Source organism: Paenibacillus sp. FSL W7-1332 (genome assembly GCF_037969785.1).
In the GTDB taxonomy this organism is placed as follows: domain Bacteria; phylum Bacillota; class Bacilli; order Paenibacillales; family Paenibacillaceae; genus Paenibacillus_AQ.
In genome coordinates this window covers 1233038-1257202 of record NZ_CP150209.1, presented here as the reverse complement: position 1 = coordinate 1257202, position 24165 = coordinate 1233038, and the positions used below count along the sequence as shown (strand labels likewise).

The window sequence follows — 24165 nt, the reverse complement described above, 5'->3', positions numbered from 1 at the left end:
CAATATGATTCTTTCAACGAAAATGATTTATGCTCATCACGCACGGCGCCGCAGTTCATAAAAATATTGCACAATCGGATGCTTTAGCTTCATCCTATCTGCCATGTTTACAATCCGCTTTTTGCCAACTCGTCTGTCTACCAAGGCTAGAATATTCAATAAGATATCATCGCTCTCCATGCTTTCTTCTATAGAAGTAGATAAGAACTTATTCGCTGTAGCGACAAAATTGGATTTACTTAATGCAGCCTGTGCTGACAAAAGCTCCTTTGCGAGTACGGATACTTTTCTATTTCTTGCAATGACGTTGAGACGATCCTCTGGAACAGTCCCTTTCGTTTCCTTTCTGACGGCTTCCAATTCATCATCGCTGATCGGAATTTGGATATTAGGATCATTCTTAATTTCCAGCTCCGTCTGATACCACCTTATGGAGCTGGTTTTATCACTCATATGGAGTACGTTCTTTTTATCTACCGAAATATAACAAAGCCCTGCTTTATCAGGTAAATAACGATAACCGGTTGCGCGATATTCAACTCTTCCGGCTAATGCAGGACTGAGAAAACTCTCCAGCTGTTGCTTCAATTTACTCCAGGACATGGTTCCTCCTATGTTTTCAAACCCTGAGGGGCGCGGTATCCATCCGTACATCGTATTCAGTATGAATAAACCCCTGCCAAAAAACAACCCTAACATGTCCCACATATTGAATGGAGTATCTGCTTCTCCCCTTTATAGAAAAGAAAATATCTAATCGATCGCAACCACAAAAAGTACCTGCTCAAAGGAGGAGCAGGTACTTTTTTAGACCGTTATATCTGTGTCCAAGATTCGGGATGCATATATTTAGCTGCTAGGGCTAAATCCTAGTATGCTGAATTGAATATTTTATAGCAGCGGGTTCTCGTGTTTCGCTTTCAGAATCGACCAGCGCCGCTCCACTTCTTTTTCAAATTCGCCAAGTATTTCTTTGTTTTCTTCCTTGAGCAGATGTCTTGATTTGCCCATGTATTTCAGCCAGTCGCTGAGCGGCACCTGTTTTTTCTTCGCTCCAGGATCGTACGTAATGTTCGTTTCTCCCTGCTCCACTTCATACAGTGGGAAGAAGTTTGAATTCACGGCTGCGCGGACGATGTTCTCCCCATCCTTGTCGCTCGATTTCCAGTTCAGCGGGCATGTGATCAACAGCTTGCCGTAGACGGTACCTACATTCTGGGCGTACCACTGCGCTTTCGCCGCCTTTTTCACAAGATCCTGCGGAAATGCTTCCGTCCCCGTGAATACATACGGAATATGCGCCGCTGCCATCATTTGCACCGTATCTTTATGATGGAACGCTTTGCCCTGCTGCTGTTTGCCGACACCGGACGTACTCGTCATGTGCCCTAATGGCGTAGAGTACGAAAGCTGTGCACCGGTGTTCATATAGCCTTCATTATCATATTCCAGAATGATCAGTTTATGGCCCCGCAGCGCCGTCCCGATGGCCGAACCCATCCCGATGTCCATGCCGCCGTCGCCGGTCACCATCACAAAAGTGAAATCCTCAGGAACTTCGATTTCCCCGCGGCGTTTCTTCTCAAGGAACGCTTCTACCGTGCCGGATAAAGTAGCCGGTCCGTTCTGGAACAGATTATGAATGAAGCTCTGCTTATGCGAGTTATACGGATAACCCGTTGTTGTGATATAAGCGCAGCCGGTATGGAATAAAGTAACGACATGGCCTTCAATCCCTTTGAAAAAGAGCTCCAGCGCCGGGAAAATACCGCAGCCCGGGCAGGCTCCGTGACCGGAAGCAAACCGTTTCGGTTTCGCGGCAAGCGCCCGCATCGGCGGTACTTTAACGGATAGTTTACTTGTCTCTTCATCCACCTTTACGGTGATCAGGCCAGATTTAAAGCTGTCTCCATTCATCGGGGCAATGACCGGCTGCAGTCTTTGCTCCTCAGCTCCCGGTGTTTGGCCGTAATAATCAAACGGCACTTTGGCATAACCGAGCTCCATAGCCTCGATCGTCAAGGCAAAAAAAGCTTCCGCATCATCCGCGTAATAGTCTTTCCCGCCAAGTCCAAATATGCGGGACAGCACAATAGGCTGCGGACCACGGATTTCCTGCAGGGCCGCTTTGACCTCATGGGTCAGATTGGCCCCGTGTGCACCATAAGAATCGGCACGTTCGCCAACCAGCAGCGCTTTGACACCTGTCAGCGCCTCGCGGATTTCTCTTGCCGGGAACGGACGGAGAATATTCGGGCTGATTATGCCCGCTTTAATTCCTTTCGCCCGCAGCCGATCCACGACGTCTTTGGAGGATTCAGCCGCCGAATTGAGCAGGAATAAAGCCACCTCTGCGTCTTCCATGCGATACAGATCAAGCGGCGAATAGGATCTTCCGGATAAAGCTGCGTATTCCTCTGCCACTTCCTTGAATACCTTGCCCGCACGGTACATGGCGTTTGACTGTTGGTAGTGGTTGTTCATCAAATCGTCGCCGTTCATATAAGCCCCAACAACGATCGGGTTGTTCTCGTCCAGTACATGTGGATATTCAGGTGCCATTTCCCCTACAAACGCCTGAACGATTTCCCGGTTCGTAAATATGTGTACCCGGCGTTTCTGGTGCGATGTAAAAAATCCGTCATAAGCTACAATGACCGGCAGGCGTACGTCTTCATGTTCGGCGATACGCAGCGCCATGATATTCATGTCATACACGGCCTGCGGTGAACGGGCGGTCAAAATCACCCAGCCGGTATTCAGGCCGTAGTAAAGATCCGAATGGTCACCGCGAATATCCAGCGGTCCGCTAACCGCACGCGTCACCAGATTCATGACCATCGGGAAACGTGTGCCCGCCTGCACAGGAAGCTGTTCGATCATATACAGGAAACCGTTCGCGCTGGTAGCATTGAACACCCGTGCTCCGGCTGCGGCCGCACCGTAGCAAATCCCCGCCGATCCATGTTCACCGTCAGCTGGAATCAGCTTGATGTCATGTTCGCCGCGTGTACGCATCATGTCAAGATATTGGGCGATTTCCGTAGAAGGTGTAATCGGAAAATAACCCATAATGTGATAGTTAATCTGGGCAGCCGCCATGGCAGCCATTTCGTTGCCCGATTCGAAGACTGCCGTTTGAGCAGCCGCCGGCTTGTTCTCCGTTGTTGTTTCTTGAATTTGCATATTCATGATCGGACTCCCTCCGCGGTTATATAGGGAAATGATTGCGGCACACGGTGCTGCTCCGCATAATGCGGCTCTTCTAACATGGCAGCTAAAGCGGTGGTCGGACAAGCTTCGATACACTTCAAGCAGCCTTTGCAATACTGATAATCGATACCTCTCATAAACATCTGCATATTCCCGCGCTTATCCGGTTTCTTCTCCCACACGATGCAGAAATCCGGACATACCGTATCGCAGGCGGCACAGTGAATGCAGTCCTCGATCTTGTACTCTGGCAAATATCCCTGCCGGGAGCTGCTAAGATCCTTCAGGACACTGTTCGCCGTAACGTTCAGAATCCCGCCCAGCTCCTGCGTTTCATATCCAAGCATCGGCTGCGGTCTTGCGAAGGAAATTTTGTCTATAAGCTCTGAGCCATTTCCCAAGGAAAGGAACTGAACTTCGTTATATCCTCTGTCAAAAGTCCGCACATTCGGTTCCACGAGGTGGGGCAGCTTTTTCTCAAATGTTGTGCGGATCACCTGCCGCATATCGTCCGGGTTTAGGAAGCTACAAATCCGGAACAAAGCCCCCAGCATGGCCGTATTCACTTTGGTTTTTTCCTCAACGGAAATCTTCAGCGCATCAACTACGGCCAGCGTTCCCTGCGTCATGTTCAGATCAACGGCCACTTCGGATAGGGCTCGCGCCGTATTCACAAGCACCGTTCCATCGGGCTGTAATCCGCTTATGACATCGATCGTCTTATACAATGCTTCATGAAATACACCGACGACATGCGGCTGCTCAATGGGACTGTGATCGCGGATTTCCACCTGGGGATCGCAGAACCTTACGAAACTCTTCACGGGCGACCCTTTTTTCTCCGAACCATAGCTGGAAAAATTCGAACCGTTAAGTCCGGAGCCGGTCACCCCGGCTTCGGCCAGCATTTTTCCCGCCAGATTGGCGCCAAGCCCGCCGATGGATTCGAGACGAATCTCGAAAAATCCCAGTTCATTCTTTTGAGGTAAAATCGACATGTTCTCTCCTCATTTCTTCTTAGGTCATTAATTCCAGTTTAAAAGAAGAAGAGGACCGGGTTTGTGATTATACTCACAACTTAAAAAAATTGTGATTCCAATCACTATGTCGGTTGTGGGAGCGAAGTATACTGTCTTCAACAGTCCAATTGCGAGGCAATTTTATACTGACCTTTAGGCAAAAAATCACGAAATTGGAGGAGAAAATAATGAATAACAACGCCCAAGAGACCTTAGAGCATCAGCCGTCCATGTTCTGCTTTCAATGTCAGGAAGCATCCAAGGGAACAGGCTGCACCATTGTCGGAGTATGCGGCAAACCGCATGATGTGGCAAACCTGCAGGATTTGCTGATTTATCTGTTAAAAGGTATCTCTTTTCTCAGTCTGGATGTCCGGCTGCCGGAGGAGCTTGAACAGCGCGTATCACTGTTTATGATGGACTCCTTGTTTGCAACGATTACGAACGCCAACTTTGACCGCGAGGTTTTTGTGGGAAGAATCCGGGAAGCGATCGAGCTCCGCGGCGAGGTGCGCACCTATTATAACGAACAATATCCGGAAGGAACCGCCAATCTCCCTGATGCTGCCGTCTGGCAGGCGGATAACGAAGCTGCTTTTGATGAAAAAGCACGTACGGTGGGTGTCCTCTCGACCCGCAATGAAGACATCCGCTCGCTGCGCGAATTGATTACTTACGGCTTGAAGGGGATGGCTGCTTATACGTACCACGCGCTTCATCTGGAGAAGGATGATCACGAATTAAACCGTTTTATGCGCCGCGCACTTGCCGCCACCCTTGACGACAGCCTTGAAGTGCAGGATCTGGTAACTCTGACGATGGAAACCGGTAAATACGGCGTAAACGCCATGGCGATGCTGGATGAAGCGAACACCTCGGTTTACGGAAATCCGGAAATTACGAAGGTCAATATCGGGGTAAGAAACCGGCCCGGCATTCTCATCAGCGGCCATGATCTGAAGGATTTGGAGGAGCTGCTGAAGCAGACGGAAGGAACCGGCGTGGACGTGTACACGCACAGTGAAATGCTGCCTGCCCACTATTATCCGGCCTTCAAGAAATATGAGCATTTTGTAGGCAATTACGGGAATGCGTGGTGGAAGCAGAATAGCGAATTCGCAGCTTTTAACGGCCCGATATTAATGACGACCAACTGTATCGTTCCACCGAAAGACAGTTATAAGGACCGTATCTATACAACAGGCAACACAGGGTTTCCGGGTGTCCGCCATATTCCGGAAGGAACAGACGGTGCTCCCAAAGACTTCTCCCTACTAATCGAGCAAGCGAAAGGATGCCCGGCTCCAACGGAACTTGAAACAGGTGAGATCATCGGCGGTTTCGCTCATGCCGCTGTGATGAACGTGGCCGATCAAGTCGTCGATGCCGTGAAATCCGGGGCGATCCGCCGTTTCTTCGTCATGGCCGGCTGCGATGGACGGATGAAATCCCGCAACTATTACACCGACTTCGCGGCTGAGCTTCCAACAGACACGGTCATTCTAACGGCAGGCTGTGCCAAATACAAATACAATAAACTGGATCTAGGCGAAATCGGCGGTATTCCTCGGGTCCTGGACGCTGGTCAATGCAATGATTCTTACTCCCTCGTCGTGATTGCATTGAAGCTGAAGGAAGTATTCGGCCTTGAGGATATTAATGATTTGCCGATTTCCTACAACATTGCCTGGTATGAGCAAAAAGCGGTGATCGTGCTGCTTGCCCTGCTGTATCTTGGCGTTAAAAATATTCATCTGGGCCCTACGCTCCCTGCATTCCTGTCGCCTAACGTTGCCAAAGTCCTCGTGGAAAACTTCGGTATCGGCGGCATTACCAATGTGGAAGATGACATGAAGATGTTCCTTGGCGCCTAATTAGTAGTCGAAGAAAACCTGATAAAGAAAAAAAGGGCATGGGTTATGCAAGCAATGATCTGCTTGGTAACTCATGCCCTTTCAAATTAAATAAGCCGCTCCCACTCAACAAGGAAATCCTTCCACGTCGCTATTTTTCAATTTACCTATCAATGTAACCCCTTAATTCTTACCACCATAGCCCTTGTAAGTAGCGTAAACGGCATCTGCATATTGATCTGCCAGGATAGGACGGCCATAAGAATCCGTAGCTCCCGGATACCAGTTATCTCCACCGTTGTAGTGTAATAATCCGTTGTAGATATTTCCAAACTTCGTAATCTTCTCATTTAAAATTAACGCACCCAGATATACCTGATCTTGTTCACTGCTATGATTATACGCACGGCCAAATTTTGAGCTGAATTGAGATAAATACGCATTGCGTGTGTTTGGTTCTACCTGCATCAATCCGTCGCCGGCCGATGGACTACCTGGTAATCCTGCGCCAAAGCTGCTTTCCTTTTTGATAACAGCACTTAACAATAAAGCAAAATCTCCGCCTTTCCCATAGGCATTGTCCGCATTCATGACATATGTCCATATATGGCTTGGAACCTCGGCAGGCTTAGTTACTGTAGGAGGTGGTGAACCCGTATAAATCTTGACCGATGACATTTTGTCATTGATCGTGCTGCCAACCCAGGAAGAATCTGAAGTAAAGGTCCACTTGGTTCCTCCAAAATTATCATTCTCATATACTTCAACCGTCCAACCGCTTGGAACCTTAAGAGACGACATCCAGTCATTCGGAATTCCGTTTGCGTTCAACTGAGACAGTGTATAATTGCCTATCCCGAGTGTCACTGCTTTTCCTCCATAGTTTATATCTGCATAGAATGTTACTCCGTTCGTTGTCGGTGGAGTGGTTGGTGGCGTAGTTCCACCGCTTCCGCCTTTCTGCCATAAAGCAGGAACATTGGACGGTTCCCAACCTACGAGAGAAGTATGTGCCTGAAGACAGGTATAAGTGCTTCCACTATAGGTTACTGTGTCATTTACTGCATATGCGGTATTTGGAGCCCATGCTCCTCTAGCGGCTGCGCTCACTGACGGTAAGGCTGCGCAAAATGTGGATAGAAATACTGCTAAAACTACCAAAAGTGATACGGGCTTAAAATGAAACCTTTTATTAGTCATTTTCAAACCTCCTTGTTTCTTTATGTATCTGTAGCGCTCCCATGAGACATGCCACAGGTTTTTGCTGTACTATTATCTTACTTTATTTCCATTTTCTAAATTAATTCCACAAAAACAGAAGAAAGACTATGGAAAAATGAAGGGGGACGGATTCAATAAAAAAACCGAGGAAAAACAGGAGTGGATACCTGAATTTCACCCGGCTTGTAACACAACTTTAGGCTTTAACACGACTTTATAGGCTTTGAGATGACTTTAATTGCGTTCTACACCTAACGCACTAACAATGCGCAGCACTCCACATGGGACGAGTTGACAGTGATAACAAATTACAGGAGCCTATTCGCCCCTGCATATCAAAATTCTCCGTTTTATCAACAATTTAGTCATATGTAGATAGATAGTCCGTTCAATAATTGACGGGGTGTATCAAAATTTAACCCACCTTACCACTACCTATAGACTAGTACCAGTCCCGCGCCAATAACTAATATCATGACGACAACGGGTAATATTGTTAGGGTAATTCCCGCTATCGCCATACCTCTTCCTTTAGAAGATTTTCTTGCAATAATACCTAAGAAAAAACCTACAACACTAAGTATAAAAGCAAAGAGAATTGTGGCCATAGTACCTGTCGAAGGCATGTAGCTGTACTCGGAATCAAAGCCCAACTTTAACATTCCTACTATGAAAAATAATATTCCGAATATACCGAATACTAATGATACTACAGCTTGCCCTAGTCTATCCTTTGGCTGATTCTTCATGGCGGCTTTTGTTGTTTTACTTGTGTTACCGGAAGGACCATCCGCTCCCCCCACTTTATTGATTGCTGTCCTGTTTACTTGAGGACTAGCCGCCCTAGATTTACTGCTAACGGTCCTGTTAGCTTGGGCGGGCGTTGTCCTATTGGGCTGATTGAATGCAGTAGTTCTAGTGTCTTGTTTCACTTCTTTTGACCCCCTTCTGATATGTGTAAGTAGTTATTTAGAACTATTCGACAAAACTTTCCAATATCCTCTTTACAATCGGAGCGACCCCGATAGCAAGACAGGGTATCGTGAAGCGATAATTCGGCAAATAGATGGAGCAGTAGTTGCACGGGAATTTTTGGATAGGCTTTAGTTATAAAACAGAAAGAGCCCAAGGGCTTCGCCTTAGGCTTTCCTGATTAACAGTGCGCAACATTCCATATGCCCTATATTTCCATAGAATTAACTCTGTCGCACGTATTTTCCTGAACCTTTGTACTTATTGGTCTTTGTATTCCAGGTGAATATTCCCTCTGCCAGATCCCAGCCGCCTTCGATTCTGTGGTTCTTCCAGTACTGATGTACTTTACCCTTTGAATCAATGTAAACTCCCTGATCCCCCATTAATTGAAGAGCTTTACTCAAGGTCCCATGCTGAAGTCGATATACATATAGTTGTGTATTTGAGGGGAAATAAGAGAACGTGACAGCCACATGTTTCTCATTCTTCGATACGGTAAACACTTGGATCGTCGGTGGTTCAAAGCCTTCATCACTTATAATGCCAGTATTAATTAAAACAACATGTCCCTTTGCGTTAATCAGATAAAAATTACCTGATTCAGTGAGAATAAACGATTCTTTTTTCTTGTCTTTGTTAATGTCATCGGTTTTGACGATTTTAACCACTTCATTAGGATACTTTTCAGCAAGGATATCCTTCGGTTTCATTGCTGCAGCAGAGACAACATCAGGAAACAACGCCAAACCAAAGGTTCAAACATTCTTACCTGTGTTAATTCCATTCGTATATTTGGTTGCTACCTTTGGCCCCACCTTCTTCACCTGATGTTTTTGATACAGCCATTTGAGATCAAATCGTTTTTTACCATCAACAATGAAATACTTAACTCCACTGACATCTCTCATCTCAAGCTGGATAAACTTGTGCTTATCTTTAATGAAAATTGAATTAATAAAATTCTATCCTTTTCAAATGGTATTGGGAACAACTCACCTGTTTTCTTATCTCTGTTGCTCATTACTTTTGTAAACACAAGTTTTAAATATGTAAATTCAGAATAGGCATCAAAATGAAAATTTCGGTATCTACCGTTCATCTTTACTGAGATTTTCATAATTATTCCCCTTAAATCAATATGACCACGATGTGATGAACTATGTATTAATAATTCGAGACTTGCTAATAAAATCCTGTATTATTTGTTCATTACAACTCATTGCTACATGGCATCCCAGCCATTTCTCTCCTATTCCCAATCCCAAAGAGCAAAATAAGTTTGAGCCAAAAGGCAGGAAGAGAAATTATGAGCTAAGGAAACGATTATTCAGAGGAAATAATCGAGAAAAAGCCCGATACTTCAAGATAAAGAAGCTGGGAAAAAGAGCAAAAAAAAGCCGAGCAAATGTCAGGACATAATCCTGAATCTGCTCAGCTCTGATAATCTTTTCAAGGACTCTCCACTTTTGAACTTTGCACACCCCATTCCTTTCCCCCTCTCTTCCAGTCTGAAAATAATCGTTCAATGTCCCACACGTAAATACAAAAACATACGAACTTGTTCGATTAAAGGCGCACCCATTCGCTCGGCTCGCAGTATGACATTAGGCTGTAGCATATTGTTGTTGCTTCTTATACTCCTAATATATTTACTGCTTTTTCAAGAATAATCTTATCACGTAAAATCATAAATTTAGTTGAATAATCATCGCAATTTATTTCTGAATAGTCCATCACCTTTAACGCTTTTTCGAACGCCATCCATTCAACCCTCATACCAAGTTGCGATTCGCTTTCAGTAAGCATCGTATTACCGATACTTTTGTTTGCTATTGCAATGAAACAATAGGAATACTGCATGAAGTTATTTTTGCTCTTATGCTCCTCGATGTACCCCAATTCATGGATGATCTCGGCTTCATAACCTGTCTCTTCTTTTATTTCACGTAAAAAAGTATCCCTGCTATTCTCACCCTCATTTATCCCCCCGCCAGGCAACTTATAAAGGTTAATTTTTGACATGTACATCATGGCAACATTAAACATGTCATCAACTAATACACCTCTTGACCCATAGCGTGATATGGTCTCCATAAATTCAGGAGCACCACCAAGAATATCACTATCTGTTATCCTTTTTATCAATTGCATGAACTCACCCTCATCCCCCCGCCATTTGCTCCGTAAACCGAATAAATCTGAATGAATCACTTTTCAATCCCTACTATATGAAAATAAAGTCGTATCGCCATTTCCCAACCATCTCAATTGCTCAAACCCTTGTCCCGACTGATTTTTCTCGCGCTTTCCTTCAATTGTCCGACAACTTGAGCAAATTAAAGTCGTATCGAGAAATGCAGGGGATAAGACAGGGATTGGGTGTTAGGAGGGATTGGGAAATGCAATTTAAAGTCGGTATCATGGACGGGTAACAGAGCGTGTGAAAAGGCACAGGAGTCGCCTGAGGAAAGCCTCTGAGATATGATTCAAGAAGAATCCTGCAATCTCCTGCCTTCCCCCTAATTCCTGCTCCTGCCCCAAAAAGAAAAGTCGAGCAAATGTCAGGAAGTAATCCTACATCTACTCGACTCTGATACGACTTTCAATTGCTTAATACGAGTTTATTTGCTGGTAAAGGACTTTTCAACAACTCTCAGTTACAATAAACATTAGAAGGAGAGAATTAAATGAAAAAGATAACCTTTGAAAACTATTACTCTGCTGATGAAACCACTCAATTTTTCGGGAAATTGGACACCGCAACGGGTAAGTTAGAGCCAATCACGGAGAAAGACTATATAGAATCTATACAAGACATATACCTTGATAAAAAAGTTCCAGAAAGAATTAAATCATTATTTGAACCAGCATTAGCATTGTATGCCTATGGATATTTGTACTGGGCCTTTTTCACATTAGCAAATGAACAAGCGATTAAAGCCTTTGAAGCGGCTATATCGTATAAACATGAAGAAGTTATAGGTACAAATGTGGATTCCAGTGGAAGAGATGTTGGATTGTCTAAAAAAATTAATAACTTAGTTAAACGGCGAGTGATAGATCGAAATAGAAAAGATTACTACCAAACTTTGCGAATGTTTAGAAATATGTCTTTCCACCCTAACGAACAACATATATTTGGACACAACAATGAAGCGTTGAGAAATATTGCAAATGCAATAAATGAGCTATTCGCTTAACAATAAGCCAGGGATATTGAATCCCTGGTTTTTTATATTTATCGGTACCGTGCCAACAATTTTATTTGTTAAATAGTAATCAGAGCGTACAACTGAAATTATATTATTCCATACTCAAGTTGAACAATCAGGTCCTTAAATAATTTTTTGTTATCAATATACTTTTGAATTGCATGAAGCACTTTACCATATTTGCCAAACCAGCTTGATTTCAACAAATATTTATACTTGGACTCAGATTCACCATCAAGAATAACAGCTTCATCTCCTACTTCAACAACTTCAAATGTATCGTCAAATTCAATATATTCATGTCTTTCAAGTTCTCTAATGCCACCAAAAAATTCTGAATCAGTAAATATGCCATCATTCACTAATTTGTTACAGATTGAACGTATGTCAATCTGATTATTATCAATATGATAATTAATAATACTTAAAAGCAATTTCCTCGTTTTCTTATCAAAATAGGAAAGCCTATTTATAGCTTGTTTAACATGCTTCTTCTTCATTTCATCATATTCGGTATTTGTTTCAATCCACTCTACTATTTCATTTAAATAGAAATAGGTAAGGATTTGATACGATCACCGCCTTTTCCCCTTCTCCGCACCGTGCGTGCGACTTTCATCGCACACGGCGCTCCATCTTTTTAGATTTTTATATCAATAGGTTCCAAGTTACTCATTTTACGGTACTGGTTGATCTTCTGAATTATGGATTCAGAAATTTCAATGGTAGACATGAGTTTAACAATCGTCTCCGGTATTGATGCATGAATTATTTTATGGATATCTTTGTGTAGGATTCGTAGATTTTTGTACATGTCCGTTCCTCCAAGGTGAAGGGGTTGAAGGTGATGACAATGTACTTCCTCAGCGGTAAGGAAGACGCCTGAAATTTCGCATTTCCCCGCCTTCATACTGTATCTACTCAACCTGTTATCCAGATATTCGATGCTCCGATCCGGGATGTTGGACTTCATGAGTTTAATAATCTCAGAATTTATTTCCGGATTTAATTTCTTATGAAGTAGTGTTCTACCTTCAGATGTGAATGGGTTTAGATCTTGTTGAAAACATAAGTTGTTCATCGTTTTCACATCTCTTAAAGGGAATAGGAATACTCCTGCAACTTTAAAAGTTCTGTAGTTATTCTTGTAGAACTTTTTGTAGGTTGGTGGTGGAATATTTGGATGTTGATATTTCCCGATTGCTTTTAGACGATTGTAAGTGAATGCTTTCAGATCATAGGCAAGTCGTGCGAACTCAACACTAACATGTGTTGCTCGTGAGAAGTACCTGTGGATTCCAAGTACAAAGCTATTGAACAAGAGTGCATTTTGTGCAGTGGGCGATTTGTGTATTGTTTTGATTCGATCTTTTGCTTCCTTCTTGAGCTGTTCTTTCTTTTTGTTGTTTATGCCCGTGTATGCTACTCTCTTTTTTCCTTTTTTCTCAGCCCATATAGTGAACCCTAGGAAATCAGATTTTCGTTTTCTAAGGTTCACGATTTGTGATTTTTCGGGTGAGATGTCAAGTTTAAGACGATCCTTGAGATAGAGTCTGACTGCATGGTACCACCTATGGGCTGTCTTCCAATCGCGGCAGAGTATTTTGAAATCATCTGCGTATCGAACAATGTAACCTTCTTTGAGGTTGGTTTTCTTGAGTGCTCTAATTCTGTGAAAGTTCCCCGCATACGCATATTGGGTTTCAAAATTTACCCATTGCCCAGCTACCCATTGGTCCAAGTCGTTTAGTACGATATTGGATAATAGTGGTGATAAAATTCCACCCTGTGGAGTGCCCTTTAATGGGGTACCTTCTCCTTCAATCTCAGCTTTTAGCATTTTGCTGATGATTCTCAGTACTCTTTTATCCCTTATTCCCATGTTCCATAGCTGTTTTAAGAGTAATGTGTGATTAACATTATCGAAAAACCCTTGTATGTCTACGTCTACAACATAGTGGAGGTTCGCCATATTAATTAAATGTTGCACTCTGGCAAGGGCATTATGTGCTGACCGCACTGGTCTGAAGCCGTAGCTATGTTTGTAGAAGTAAGCTTCAGCAATGGGTTCAATAACTTGTTTGAAGCATTGCTGAATGATTCTATCGGTTATACAGGGAATACCCAGTGGCCTTTTTTTCCCGTTAGGCTTGGGGATAAGGACTCGTCTAACTTTCTTTGGTTGATAATTCAGTAGCTTTCTCCTTATTAGGAGTACCATTTCTTCATCTGTTAGTGTTTTTAGGTTTTCAATCGTTTTGCCATCTGTTCCGGGTGTAACCGAGCCTTTATTTGACTTTATGGTGCGGTATGCCAAAAGGATATTCTGTTTCATAGTTATTAGGTCATAGAGATTGTTAAAAGCTATCCTTTTTTGAGCGTTTTCATATAGGTCAGTAAAGGTACTCGTCATGTCATAGTAGTCCCAGTAACGTAGAGTTTGCACTGTGGCATCACCTCTTTCAGGAGATTTCCCACGTTCCTACCTGATCGGTGCAATTCACTTTTTGGAAAATTGATATTAATTTAAAAAGACTTGAGGCTGTTCCTCCAAACCCATTACAGGAATATCATCGGTCGTGCCTCTACTCTCACAAGGATTAGTACATTTCGGCATATGTTTTGCCTTATAGTAGCCGTCTGGGATGGCAGTCCGCTATTACGACGTTCCTTGCTTTCCTTGTTCCCTGTGACCTAGCTATTCGTGCTGAGCCTTAGGTGCATCCTTTGAGCCTGTGGACTGGATATCGCCTTAGTTCGATATAGCGTATTTCCTAGACTACAATCGTACTTTACGCCGTCCACCCTGATCTTTTGTCAGGACGTATGTTTCCATACGTTATGAATATAGACCCGTACATTCGGAGGTTCGTCAGATCTGAAGATCATTCTCACCATAGCTAGCTTTTCAGCCATCCGGCATATCAGTTGGCATACCTTCTCAGGATGAGTGGCTCTAGCCTTCCTTCTGCCGACTTTACCTGTGCTTCGAACCTAACACGCTGCCCGTGTTACGCACGCAGGAGATTAATGGGATTGTTTCAGGAAACTTGGTCCCCTCATTCCAATCCTCGGCCGCAGAGTTAGACTTAAGTAATTAAGTCTCTGCTTTTCCCTCTATTAAGCGGTTATAGCAGAACAAGTCACTCGTAGTCCTCATCGAAAACCACTACTTCATCAAAATAAAACTCCAATTCCTCAATCTGTTCAGACGATAGTGTCTTTTTTATCCACTTTTCGTGTTTGGATTTTATTTCCTCTAAAACTTTTACAGTATACTTTTTTGCGTTATTGTCGATTTCAGTGTGATGATCTCCACATAATAAAATTAAATTGTCATAGTTGTCCCTCTCTGTAGTGGGTAAGTCACTTTTTCCTCTTGGACCCTTTAAACTCTTAGCAACAATGTGGCACTCCTGACCGATTATAGTATGTTTATCCTTTTCAGATTCAATGCACAGTTCTTTTCTACAATCCTTAAAATTACATCGATTAGCAGATTTAGCCCAAAGTATTTTTCGTGTCTTTACCGTAATAGCCATTCTTTCACTCTCCATTCCCTTGACCATTACTAATTGCTTAGAAATCAAGAAAACTTAATATTTCTTCATAAAACAATTCTGTATTTTGTAATTGATTAAGTGCTTGTTCTATGTTCTTCTTGCGAATTTCTACTGTTAAATCCTCACAAACTCTATACCTATATTGACCAGTCCCATCTCCCCAATATGTTAAAGGTTTCTCCCAAGACTCGGAGTTGTACATTTCTTCTTCAGTTATTTTAAAGTAAGATTCGCGGTTTTTCTTATAATAATTGTCGTATTCTGAATCAATTTTAGATTCAAGGGATTGCTTACATATCGATTCAATCTTGTCACCACCATGAAAAATCCCATTGATTTCTCCTGTCATTCGTGTTTTAATTTCAAAACACTTCTGCTTAAATTCCTCTCCTCCAAGTTTATGAACCATTTCATATAGATTAAAGTTATAGTATTTTCCCATTCTATTAACTGAAGCTCTTAACACTGATGGGTGTTCACTCATAATTTCGCTTCGAAAATCACCTACAAAATCATAAGTTCCCTCTCTGACTTCTAATCTTGCTTTATAGACTATTTCTTTGCATTGTTCAAGTTTATTTAATGCTTCCTTTGTGATGCTATTTTGGTTTAAAAATTGAATATTCTCCAAATGCCCCGTAAGCTCTTTTATATATTTTGTGTACATTCTCTTGAGTCCGTTCTCAACGGCTTCAAAAAAGTAAGATTTTTCCTTATCGTACTCGATAAAATCAAGTTCATAAATTTTCTCTTTATCCGAATAATCTATTCCGTAAAATGAATTATAAAAGATAAAATTATCTTGATTATAATTAATACCTCTTAGCTTATTTGTTGCTTCACCAATTTTTTGTTTCTTACCCATTTCTCTATTTCCATTAGAATTATTGGCTTTTTCGAGTTGATTTCCTTTCTCAATACCTGCAATGAAAACCCTGAAGTTTAAATCTTGATTTTCTTTAATAAGCGTTTGATTTAATATATTTAATATAGTAGAGTTTTCACCAAAACCACCTATTTCATCACACATAATGGAAATACTATTTAAGTCCACAATAGCATCTTGAATATCCTTACGTTCCCCTCCGTCAATTCCTCTCGTGTCGATAATTTTATTAAGAAATGAAGGCATCTCCAAGTCAATATCTCTTTTGTTCAGATATATAGTTATCCTTTCAGGCAAAGGACTCTCACTAACTTTACCGTCATTAATATTCTCATAAGTCTCCTTGAGCCACTGTTTAAAATTTGTTTCATTGCAGAAGTGCTCTGTTTTATTTCTTTTCTCGTAATTAAGAAACTCAAGAAGAGTCTCCTCAAATTTATCCGTTGTATTATTCTCTAACAAACGCTCTTTGAGATAATTATATTTTTCTTCATTTTTAACAATGCTTGTTGGAATGTCTAACATGTTCTCAATAAATCGTTTTAACTCTTCAGATATAATTTTTTCATTATTTATTTCATTTGGAGTAATCATTTTACAATATTCTTTTATCAGCACTTTAAAGTCTTCTAACTTGGTAGGTTCAATAACAATTCTACTCTCACTGTCTTGAATTTGTACAAATATAGTCTCGCAAACAGTTGTTCTTCCCGATGCTGTTTTTAAAAGCATGGCATCTGATAATTTTTTTCCAACAACCAGTTTATCTTCGTCAATTAGATTAAACAAATTGCATATGGCAGTAGATTTACCTATGGCAACCTTCCCATTAAAATAAATATTATATTTCTCAACCGAACATATTTCTTTTATTTCAGCCACTCTCTTATAAATATAATCTCCAATTTTTCTAATGATTTCGTGTTTTCCTTCATTATCTTTGATCTCTTTAGATTCTATGAGTAATTGATCAGCTAATCTCACGACATTTTCTCTGTTTAACATACCAATCCACGTCGCAAATGCGGCATGGTTCACCTCCTAAATTTCTTTTGTTATCAACAATGACTCTTTTGTTGAGCCAGAAGCAATCTACTTAGATTTTCAAAAACAATATCCCGTAAATTTTCAATTCCTAAGAAATTTTCAAAATCACGATACATTGAAGGAATATCTTCTGGCATAGTCTGGCGATTATTATATTTACTATACGGTCCATCAGTTTCAATCAAGATGTGTCGTAAAGGTATGCTTTGAATTATTTCTTTTCCCTTTTTTGTCCTTAGCATTGATGGATTTAGAGATAAATAAAAATTTGATTCAATAATATCCTGTAGATTCTTTATGCTCCCTGTGTACCAATGGAAGACGGCATGCTTGACTCCATACTCCTTTAAATTTGCCAATACATCCGATTCTGCATTACGTGAATGAACAGACATTATTTTATTCCCATCAGCGGTTTTACGACAAATGTGGCGAAAAATTCTGATTTGCTCGTCACGATTCTTAATATGATCTTTAGAAAAGTCCAGCCCGACTTCACCTACATATTTAGTTTCTTCAAGGTATTTATCAAATGACGTTTGTTTGAATGGTCTTATGTTGATCATTTCTGGGTGATACCCTAATGCTATTTTGACGTACTTTGATTCTTGAAAAGTATCTTTAGCCTTTTTAAATACTTCTGGAAAATTCGTAACAAATAACGTATAGATCTTTTGATTGTTATAGGAATTAAAGATTGCCTTATAGTTCGGGTAGTAATCAATATGAACATGAAAATCAACAAAGTTCTTCATAGCTTTCCTTCAGATCCATATAATTCTTTAATCCCCCGCCGTTAGTTACTTCTTCATAATCAATCATTTGCAAAATCTCTTTTAGAGATTCTCTGTAAACTCTCTCATAGGAGTTTAACTCCTCATTCGTTAAAGGACCTTGTATACGAAGTAATTTTCTAACAAACGATTGATCATGTCTTTTTTCCACGTATCTTTTCATAGTGAACAAAACAGCCTTTAGGTCACTTGCCTTCCCATCAAGAATATTATGTTTCTCGATAAAACTTCGATTTAATGTATAATTGGGATTATACCGATCATCAAAAAAATTATTAACGATTAATGAAGCTCTACGTATGAGGCAAGGATAGCAGTAACCACAATTTACAGGTGGGCTAACTCCATCATACCTGCCCTGACATGGATGTGAACAAGATAAGGTTTCTTTAAACTGCTTTTGAAATACCACATTATTTTTGTGTTCAGCAACAATTTCTCCTTTTGTCTTTGCAGAATAGAAATTCTTCACTTGATGAGTAACCCCAATTTCATCAAGAACCTCATTTAATAATTTTATAAAATACGGGTGTGTTGTTCGGGTACTACAACTTCCACTTCTACTTTGCGTTAAAGGAACATTGATACCAATGAATCCATTCTCAGGTATAAACACTGGAGTATTGTCTCCAAGAACTGAAGCAACTGCGACTGCACCTGTAATGAATAAAAATGATCTACTCCTGCTTGTGCTTTCACCAACAACGCTTTCATTTATATTTACAGGCTTACTTGGCGTAACACTGAATTGAACAAAGTCTGAGTTTTGCTGATCATAGGCTTCTTGTATTGATTTGAAAAGATCCTGCTGTCTTTTGATAAGCAATGAATACTCCTTAAAACCCAAAAACAAGGGATTCATCTTTTCATTCATGAGTCTTAATGCACCACAGAACGAATCCAATCCCCCTGAAAATAGAGAAACACAGTCAAAAGAGACTCGATTTTTTACACTATAATCTTTATTAATCTTATCGCCTCTGAATCTTTCTTCGGTAGCATAGAATGATAAGTTCCAGTAATCACCGCTTAAAAAAGAAAGTGTTTTTTCCAACTTAGTTTTGACGGATAACCATTTCTGAATTTCTAATACGGGAATGTGTACGTTTAATTCCCTGCTCCACCCATCCGTCGAGGATTTTCTTGATATTTTCTTATCGACTGTAAAGACCGCCATTCCAATGATTAAAAAATCTTCGATTATTGGAGATACATTCTCCAACCTGAACATTCGCCACAAATTTTCTATGTCTGTCTTAATATTAGACTTGTTGTTTTTAGATGATAGATTAAATGTTACTCCTTGAGCATCTACTTCTTGTTCATTTTTCACAATCCATATATTGCTCACTCAGAATCACCCCACCGTTCAAATATTCCCCATACCTCGTCACACTTTTTTTCAATATATTCTCTTCCTTCTCTCCCTCTCCAATCCATATTTTTTAAACTGTCACGTTTGTAATTATCCGTAATTTCAAGCCTTATAAACTCTTTTATCCTCTCTTGCATTTTCAAAGCCTGTCCAATATCTTTACAAAGAGCATTGATTTTTTCAGCAAAATTAATGAAGAAAGATACTTGAACATATTTTGTTAAAAAATCTTGTATGAACATATCAGGCTCTATTTTAGTAAAAGCATCATTAAGTTCCTCTTCGCTGCGTACACTCCCCATCATTTCAGCCATGTATTCCTGCATAGCCTGATCTGCAATTGATTGCTGAAGGGAATCTGTTCCTTCTGAAAAATAATCTACTAATCCCTCAAATATTAATTGAGGATCTTGACCAACCAAATGTGCTAAACCCACTTGATTAAGAGCGTTATTTAGCCCGATACTTCTAACGAGGTCAGCAAAATTTAAAACTTTGGCTCCAGAAGTTCCTATTGCAACATTTCCTTGACCTCTCGTACCACTACCTGCTTTCGAAAAGCTTGAAACGGCTTTTCCAATGGAGTTACTACTATAGCCATTTCTATTCATGCTGGAAACTGCTCTTTTTGTTTCACTCCATAAATGCCCAGTTGGTGGTAAATACCCTTTTGAAGTACCCATACTTCACCTCCATTCTATCTTCTTGCTACTCTATCCCAAAGTTCAGCTTCTACTATTCCCTCTTCAATAAAATATTTTTTTAAATCGTCGTAGTGCTGAACATTCACTCGTTTGACTAAGTTAAATAACATTACGTTTGTTGGCGACATTTCAACTTTCCTCATCTTTTTGAATTCCTTCATCAATTCTTCCCTTTGTATTGGGAACAATTCGTACAATTTGACTAATATCTTTAGAATAGATTCTTTATTTGTTTGATACTTAGCAATAATTCCCTTTATAATTTTCGAATGATCAACATCTGCTTCATTAAACTCCACTATTTTTTGTTGTCTCAACGTTTCCTGTAGGCCGTCGATACATATGTCGTTAACCCATTTCCTCTCTTCAGCCGTCAAATTCAACATTGAGATATTTTTCTCTTTAATTGAATCCTTTGCTAAGTAGAAATATGGTCTTAAATCCATTTCTGACAATTGAGTTGGTTCAACTCTTAGCCAATGTTGAACAATCGGTTTAAACCATGCATTACTATAAAGCTGCTTCATTTCTTCAATATTTTGCGCTTCTTCATCAATAGAAAACTTTTCTAACGGTGCAAGTTCTCTGGCAAATCCCTCATTTGCTATATGCCACGAATACATCTCTCTGAAAAGATCAAGATTGGTGTATTCCAGAACCATTAACTTAGCAAGTATCCCTAAATCAAGTTCAAGACTTTGAATCTCTGATAGTTTCTTCCTTACATAAAAGGTATTTATGAATCTTTTTGCTTGACGCGGATTTCCTTTCAATGTAGTCGAAATAACATCTGCCACTCTTCCGAACACATCCAACTGCATTTCAAAATCTTCTTTATTATGACCTGGTTTAAAAACTATATCTAAAGCATTTCCTTCATTTTCTAATATTGAGCGAATTTCTTCCTGACTTATAATCTCCCCTTTTACAAACACTTTTCTTTCCTTCAATCCAGATAGCAACCTATCTAAATGGGCTTCTCCAAGAAACATTTCACAAACTAAGAGCAGTAGATAATTTTTCACCTCAATATCCGATAACTCAGGTATCTTAATAGGCATTTGAACAATTTTTTCTATGTAATCCTTTGAAATATCAAGTGAGGCGTCATCTATCTTAGGGTACTTTCGTTGTACTGCGTAACTCACAACATCTTCATCAATTGCAATTATAAAAGTTGTCTTTTTCACAGATAAAAATAGCTTAATTGCTTCCATTGTTTCAATTATGCGATCTGGGCTACATCTGTCCAAATCATCAATAATGATGACTAAATTATCTAATCCCGAATCATCCATCATCTGTTCAAACTCTTCACGAAATTTTCTGATATTCTGAACAACGTTATCTTCGGGAAGATCTTTAAGAAACTCTTTCATTTCAAGTAATTGAGAAATTTTCTCTTCGGCCTGACTCTGGTCTTTGGGAATTATTGTTTTTAAACCTTCCAACAAAATTGGTATAGGATTTCCGAATGCCGCACTTAGAAGTAAAGGAGTCCCCTTTTTTAATGCATATCCCCCTAATCTAAACCAATCCACTCTATCTTTTAACTTTTTGAGTGCTCCTCCGACTTTTTCTTTGATGCCTTTATTGTCTTCAAGTGTTCTTAAAATCACTTCCATCAATGCAGTTTTTGCATCATCGTACCCTTCAAACATCCATGCGTTAACAAAGATGGACACGACATTTTTATTTGTTTCTGCTGTAATCTTTTTGTCAATTAAGTTTAAAACCGTAGACTTCCCGCTTCCCCAGTTACCGAAAAGCCCGATTGTTAATGGATTTATTCGCTCGCTTAGTGCCATTTCGTGCAATAATTCAGCATATGGTTCAAAAGAAAGCATATCTATCTTGGAAGCATTATCTGCCCACATAAAACATCCTCCCCTGCTAAATAGAAAGATTTTATTTGAATTCGACGATGGAAAATCTCGGTTGAAGTTTAGTCAATATCCCTGAGATACAAAAAAACCTATTATTCTTATTGATTCGACAAATGGTAATATTGTCCTGCACCTTATAGGTATATGGTACGTAAAATATTCCGAAAAGGCACGTTTTCAGTATAAATCTCTGCCGCTGGCAGTAGGATTGTAAATTCTATTAACTTTTATTTTGCATCATGGGCAAAATCGAGGGCCTGAATCAGCGGCAGAAGATTACGGTCTGCGCCGGAATGTGTTGGAAAAGTAAAGCCGAGTGAACACAGGGGAATGCCTGAAATTCGATCGACTTAGTGGTATACTAATTTTTCTTGTCGGCCGACTTTGTGAAAAAATAGCCCCTCCATTTAAAGTACAATGGAAGGGCTTGTGCTCAACTGATTTTATCTTGAGATTTCTGGATTAATCTATAGTATGTTAAGATTACGCTTGAATAATAATGCATCATCCAATCATACCAGATTGGTTTACTATATTCCTTGAACTGCTTATCATTGTCATGCCGAATTTGAAAAGTATTAACTACCCCGAAAATAAGTTTATCGTGGTCATTCTTATGGATATTAAACTCATCGTTTAAAAGATCTTTTAGTTCATTACGAATAGGCTCTAAAATATCCGCTAAGATGTTTATTGCTTTTTTCTTTTGTTCTAAATTGGAATCAAATCGGTAGTACATTTTCGTAGCTGTTGTTAATTGTTCATATACATTTTCCGCCATCGATACAGGGACTTCGCTGTGCATCATTTCCTTTAAAGCTTCATTGGGCTGTTCCATAATGAAACCATGCTTCTCGTCCAAATAATATCCGTTATCATAACGTTTTAATAAATTATTGATGTGTGTTGCGAACTCGTTTTTCGGTTCTTCCATTATAACCTGATCTTTTTCAAAGTCATAATATCCGATGTGGTCATACAGAATTTCTATAATAGTGAAAAGTTCAGCTTCTTTATAATACTCGTAGTTATCCAAAATAGGTAAAATATCTGTGCTGTTCAAGTGGTTGATAAAAAAAATCTCTGGTGATGGGGACATTGTTGGGGCTAAGACTTGGTAACTTCCATGATATCTTTCTTCTTTTGTAACACCATAAAAAGCAACAGTAAAAAAACCCTTATCATCGAAATACTTGTATGTTTGATAAAAATACTTTTTAAGATCTACAAGGCTCAGTGAGAAATCCTTGTCTAACATATTCTTTCTCTCTGCATAATAATTCACCTTATCACTCTCCATCCTATTAATTAATGCACACTTCTAAATTCTCTAATTTACACCAATAACCCTCTACTTCGTACATAAAAACGTTAAGTTCTCATTTGGCAAACAACATGACAAGGTCAGGGTCGTTATTGAAATAAACGTTAATTATTCGTTTGAACAAATCTGCATTTACATCTCCACAGTCGAACTCTTTTTTAAATACTCCTCATGGTCATCATTACTTAGAACATCCGTGGTTAATTGCCCCCCAAGAGAAGTTTTTTTATCTGTAAAATCCCTGCTCTCTACAACATGAGGTAGACTGGGTTATTTGGAGAGATTGGACTCCAATTTTGAGTCCATTTTTCTCAGTACCTTACTTGCACCACAAGCATGATGCTTTTTATTTCCCTGATCCCTGTCTAAAATCATCCTATATTCCGTGTAATCCCTATTGATATCACTACTATGTCATTAGCAAAAAAAGTTTACCTAAAATCCTCCCACATGCACCGTTTCACTAATCCTTACACCACAAGGCTTCTCAGCCCTTCCTCCCCCATTCCCCCCAATTTCTTGGGCAATTAAAGTTTGCATAAGAACGGGAGAAAAACAGACTTAGACGGGGAGAATCGGGTGCAAGAAAAGCAATTAAAGTCTGCCTAATGGCAGTAGTAAACAAAAGGGAAACTCTTGGGACAGTGCTTAGATAGTCAGAGGGAAAATCGGAGGAAAAACCTGGTTTATCAAGGAGTATGGAGTGTTTCTTCCCCATCAAGCAGAAAAAAGAGCCGAGGAAAAACAGGAGTGGATCCCTGATTTTCGTTCAGCTCTTAGGCAAACTATTTAGGCTTTAGGTAGACTTTTTAGGCTTTGGGCAAACTTTGATTGCTAATTACATCAATCCCTCATCAACACCGCCACACTCTCCACATGTGTTGAGTAGACAGTGAAAACAAGTTACAGGAATAGCATTTGCTCACTGAAGGGGCGGCTGACAACAGTCGCTCTTTTATTATCCCCCCCAGTGCCTTATGAACTATTCATAACACCTGAGCTGACGTTAAGCCTTATCATACCCGCCTGAAATTTTGGCGAATATCTTCTGTAAGTACAAAGAAAGCCCAACCTCTCGGTGGGGCGCAAGGTA

19 protein-coding genes are annotated in these 24165 nt (G+C 40.1%); 2 read left to right on the top strand and 17 right to left on the bottom strand.

The features are described 5' to 3' along the window. Positions 1–36: 36 nt before the first annotated feature. The 3 genes from MKX98_RS05390 to MKX98_RS05380 form a co-directional block, all read right to left on the bottom strand. The gene (locus MKX98_RS05390; RefSeq protein WP_220686461.1) at positions 37–603 is read right to left on the bottom strand and encodes a hypothetical protein; all 567 of its coding nucleotides are present in this window, start codon (positions 601–603) and stop codon (positions 37–39) included. A 288-nt stretch (positions 604–891) separates the two neighbouring features. Continuing rightward, positions 892–3186 carry a thiamine pyrophosphate-dependent enzyme gene (locus MKX98_RS05385; RefSeq protein ID WP_339224321.1) on the bottom strand — a complete coding sequence of 765 codons (2295 nt, stop codon included), beginning with the start codon at positions 3184–3186 and terminating at the stop codon, positions 892–894. Between the two features lie 2 nt (positions 3187–3188). Beyond that, a complete protein-coding gene (locus tag MKX98_RS05380; protein WP_339221858.1) occupies positions 3189–4211 on the bottom strand; it encodes a 2-oxoacid:acceptor oxidoreductase family protein in 1023 nt (340 codons plus the stop codon). 209 nt (positions 4212–4420) lie between these two features. Between MKX98_RS05380 and hcp the strand changes: the two genes are divergently transcribed. Beyond that, the gene (hcp, locus tag MKX98_RS05375) at positions 4421–6106 is read left to right on the top strand and encodes a hydroxylamine reductase (RefSeq protein WP_339221856.1); all 1686 of its coding nucleotides are present in this window, start codon (positions 4421–4423) and stop codon (positions 6104–6106) included. Positions 6107–6268: 162 nt separating this feature from the next. Here the strand turns inward: hcp and MKX98_RS05370 are convergent, their stop codons facing one another. From MKX98_RS05370 to MKX98_RS05350, 5 genes are all read right to left on the bottom strand, one after another. Continuing rightward, a complete protein-coding gene (locus MKX98_RS05370) occupies positions 6269–7285 on the bottom strand; it encodes a carbohydrate-binding protein (protein ID WP_339221854.1) in 1017 nt (338 codons plus the stop codon). A 452-nt stretch (positions 7286–7737) separates the two neighbouring features. Beyond that, positions 7738–8238, bottom strand: a complete 501-nt coding sequence (locus MKX98_RS05365) for a DUF4190 domain-containing protein (RefSeq protein ID WP_339221852.1) — start codon at positions 8236–8238, stop codon at positions 7738–7740. Positions 8239–8502: 264 nt separating this feature from the next. Next, positions 8503–9027, bottom strand: coding sequence for a hypothetical protein (locus MKX98_RS05360; protein ID WP_339221850.1), 525 nt, complete (start codon positions 9025–9027; stop codon positions 8503–8505). 158 nt (positions 9028–9185) lie between these two features. Continuing rightward, positions 9186–9398, bottom strand: coding sequence for a hypothetical protein (locus tag MKX98_RS05355; RefSeq protein WP_339221849.1), 213 nt, complete (start codon positions 9396–9398; stop codon positions 9186–9188). Positions 9399–9913: 515 nt separating this feature from the next. Next, positions 9914–10432 carry an NUDIX domain-containing protein gene (locus MKX98_RS05350; RefSeq protein WP_339221847.1) on the bottom strand — a complete coding sequence of 173 codons (519 nt, stop codon included), beginning with the start codon at positions 10430–10432 and terminating at the stop codon, positions 9914–9916. 536 nt (positions 10433–10968) lie between these two features. Here MKX98_RS05350 and MKX98_RS05345 point away from each other — a divergent pair. Then, positions 10969–11481 carry a hypothetical protein gene (locus tag MKX98_RS05345; protein WP_339221845.1) on the top strand — a complete coding sequence of 171 codons (513 nt, stop codon included), beginning with the start codon at positions 10969–10971 and terminating at the stop codon, positions 11479–11481. 98 nt (positions 11482–11579) lie between these two features. Here MKX98_RS05345 and MKX98_RS05340 read toward each other — a convergent pair whose 3' ends face one another. The 9 genes from MKX98_RS05340 to MKX98_RS05300 all read right to left on the bottom strand — a co-directional run bounded on the left by MKX98_RS05340 (position 11580) and on the right by MKX98_RS05300 (position 23033). Further along, positions 11580–11993 carry a hypothetical protein gene (locus MKX98_RS05340; protein WP_339221843.1) on the bottom strand — a complete coding sequence of 138 codons (414 nt, stop codon included), beginning with the start codon at positions 11991–11993 and terminating at the stop codon, positions 11580–11582. Positions 11994–12133: 140 nt separating this feature from the next. Next, on the bottom strand, positions 12134–13939 hold the full coding sequence (gene ltrA, locus MKX98_RS05335; RefSeq protein ID WP_339221841.1) for a group II intron reverse transcriptase/maturase: 1806 nt from the start codon (positions 13937–13939) through the stop codon (positions 12134–12136). Between the two features lie 697 nt (positions 13940–14636). Next, on the bottom strand, positions 14637–15035 hold the full coding sequence (locus MKX98_RS05330) for an HNH endonuclease (protein WP_339221840.1): 399 nt from the start codon (positions 15033–15035) through the stop codon (positions 14637–14639). A gap of 37 nt (positions 15036–15072) precedes the next feature. After that, a complete protein-coding gene (locus tag MKX98_RS05325; protein WP_339221839.1) occupies positions 15073–16926 on the bottom strand; it encodes a hypothetical protein in 1854 nt (617 codons plus the stop codon). A 74-nt stretch (positions 16927–17000) separates the two neighbouring features. Next, positions 17001–17744 (bottom strand): Qat anti-phage system TatD family nuclease QatD, encoded by a 744-nt coding sequence (qatD, locus tag MKX98_RS05320; RefSeq protein ID WP_339221837.1) that lies wholly within the window; start codon positions 17742–17744, stop codon positions 17001–17003. Beyond that, the gene (gene qatC / locus MKX98_RS05315) at positions 17728–19134 is read right to left on the bottom strand and encodes a Qat anti-phage system QueC-like protein QatC (protein ID WP_339221835.1); all 1407 of its coding nucleotides are present in this window, start codon (positions 19132–19134) and stop codon (positions 17728–17730) included. The genes qatD and qatC overlap by 17 nt, the downstream gene beginning before the upstream one ends. After that, complete coding sequence (locus MKX98_RS05310; protein WP_339221833.1) at positions 19131–19841, bottom strand: hypothetical protein; 711 nt, start codon at positions 19839–19841, stop codon at positions 19131–19133. The genes qatC and MKX98_RS05310 overlap by 4 nt, the downstream gene beginning before the upstream one ends. Positions 19842–19855: 14 nt before the next feature. Next, the gene (locus MKX98_RS05305; RefSeq protein ID WP_339221831.1) at positions 19856–21739 is read right to left on the bottom strand and encodes a P-loop NTPase fold protein; all 1884 of its coding nucleotides are present in this window, start codon (positions 21737–21739) and stop codon (positions 19856–19858) included. A gap of 442 nt (positions 21740–22181) precedes the next feature. Continuing rightward, positions 22182–23033, bottom strand: coding sequence for a hypothetical protein (locus MKX98_RS05300; RefSeq protein ID WP_339221829.1), 852 nt, complete (start codon positions 23031–23033; stop codon positions 22182–22184). Positions 23034–24165: the final 1132 nt, after the last annotated feature.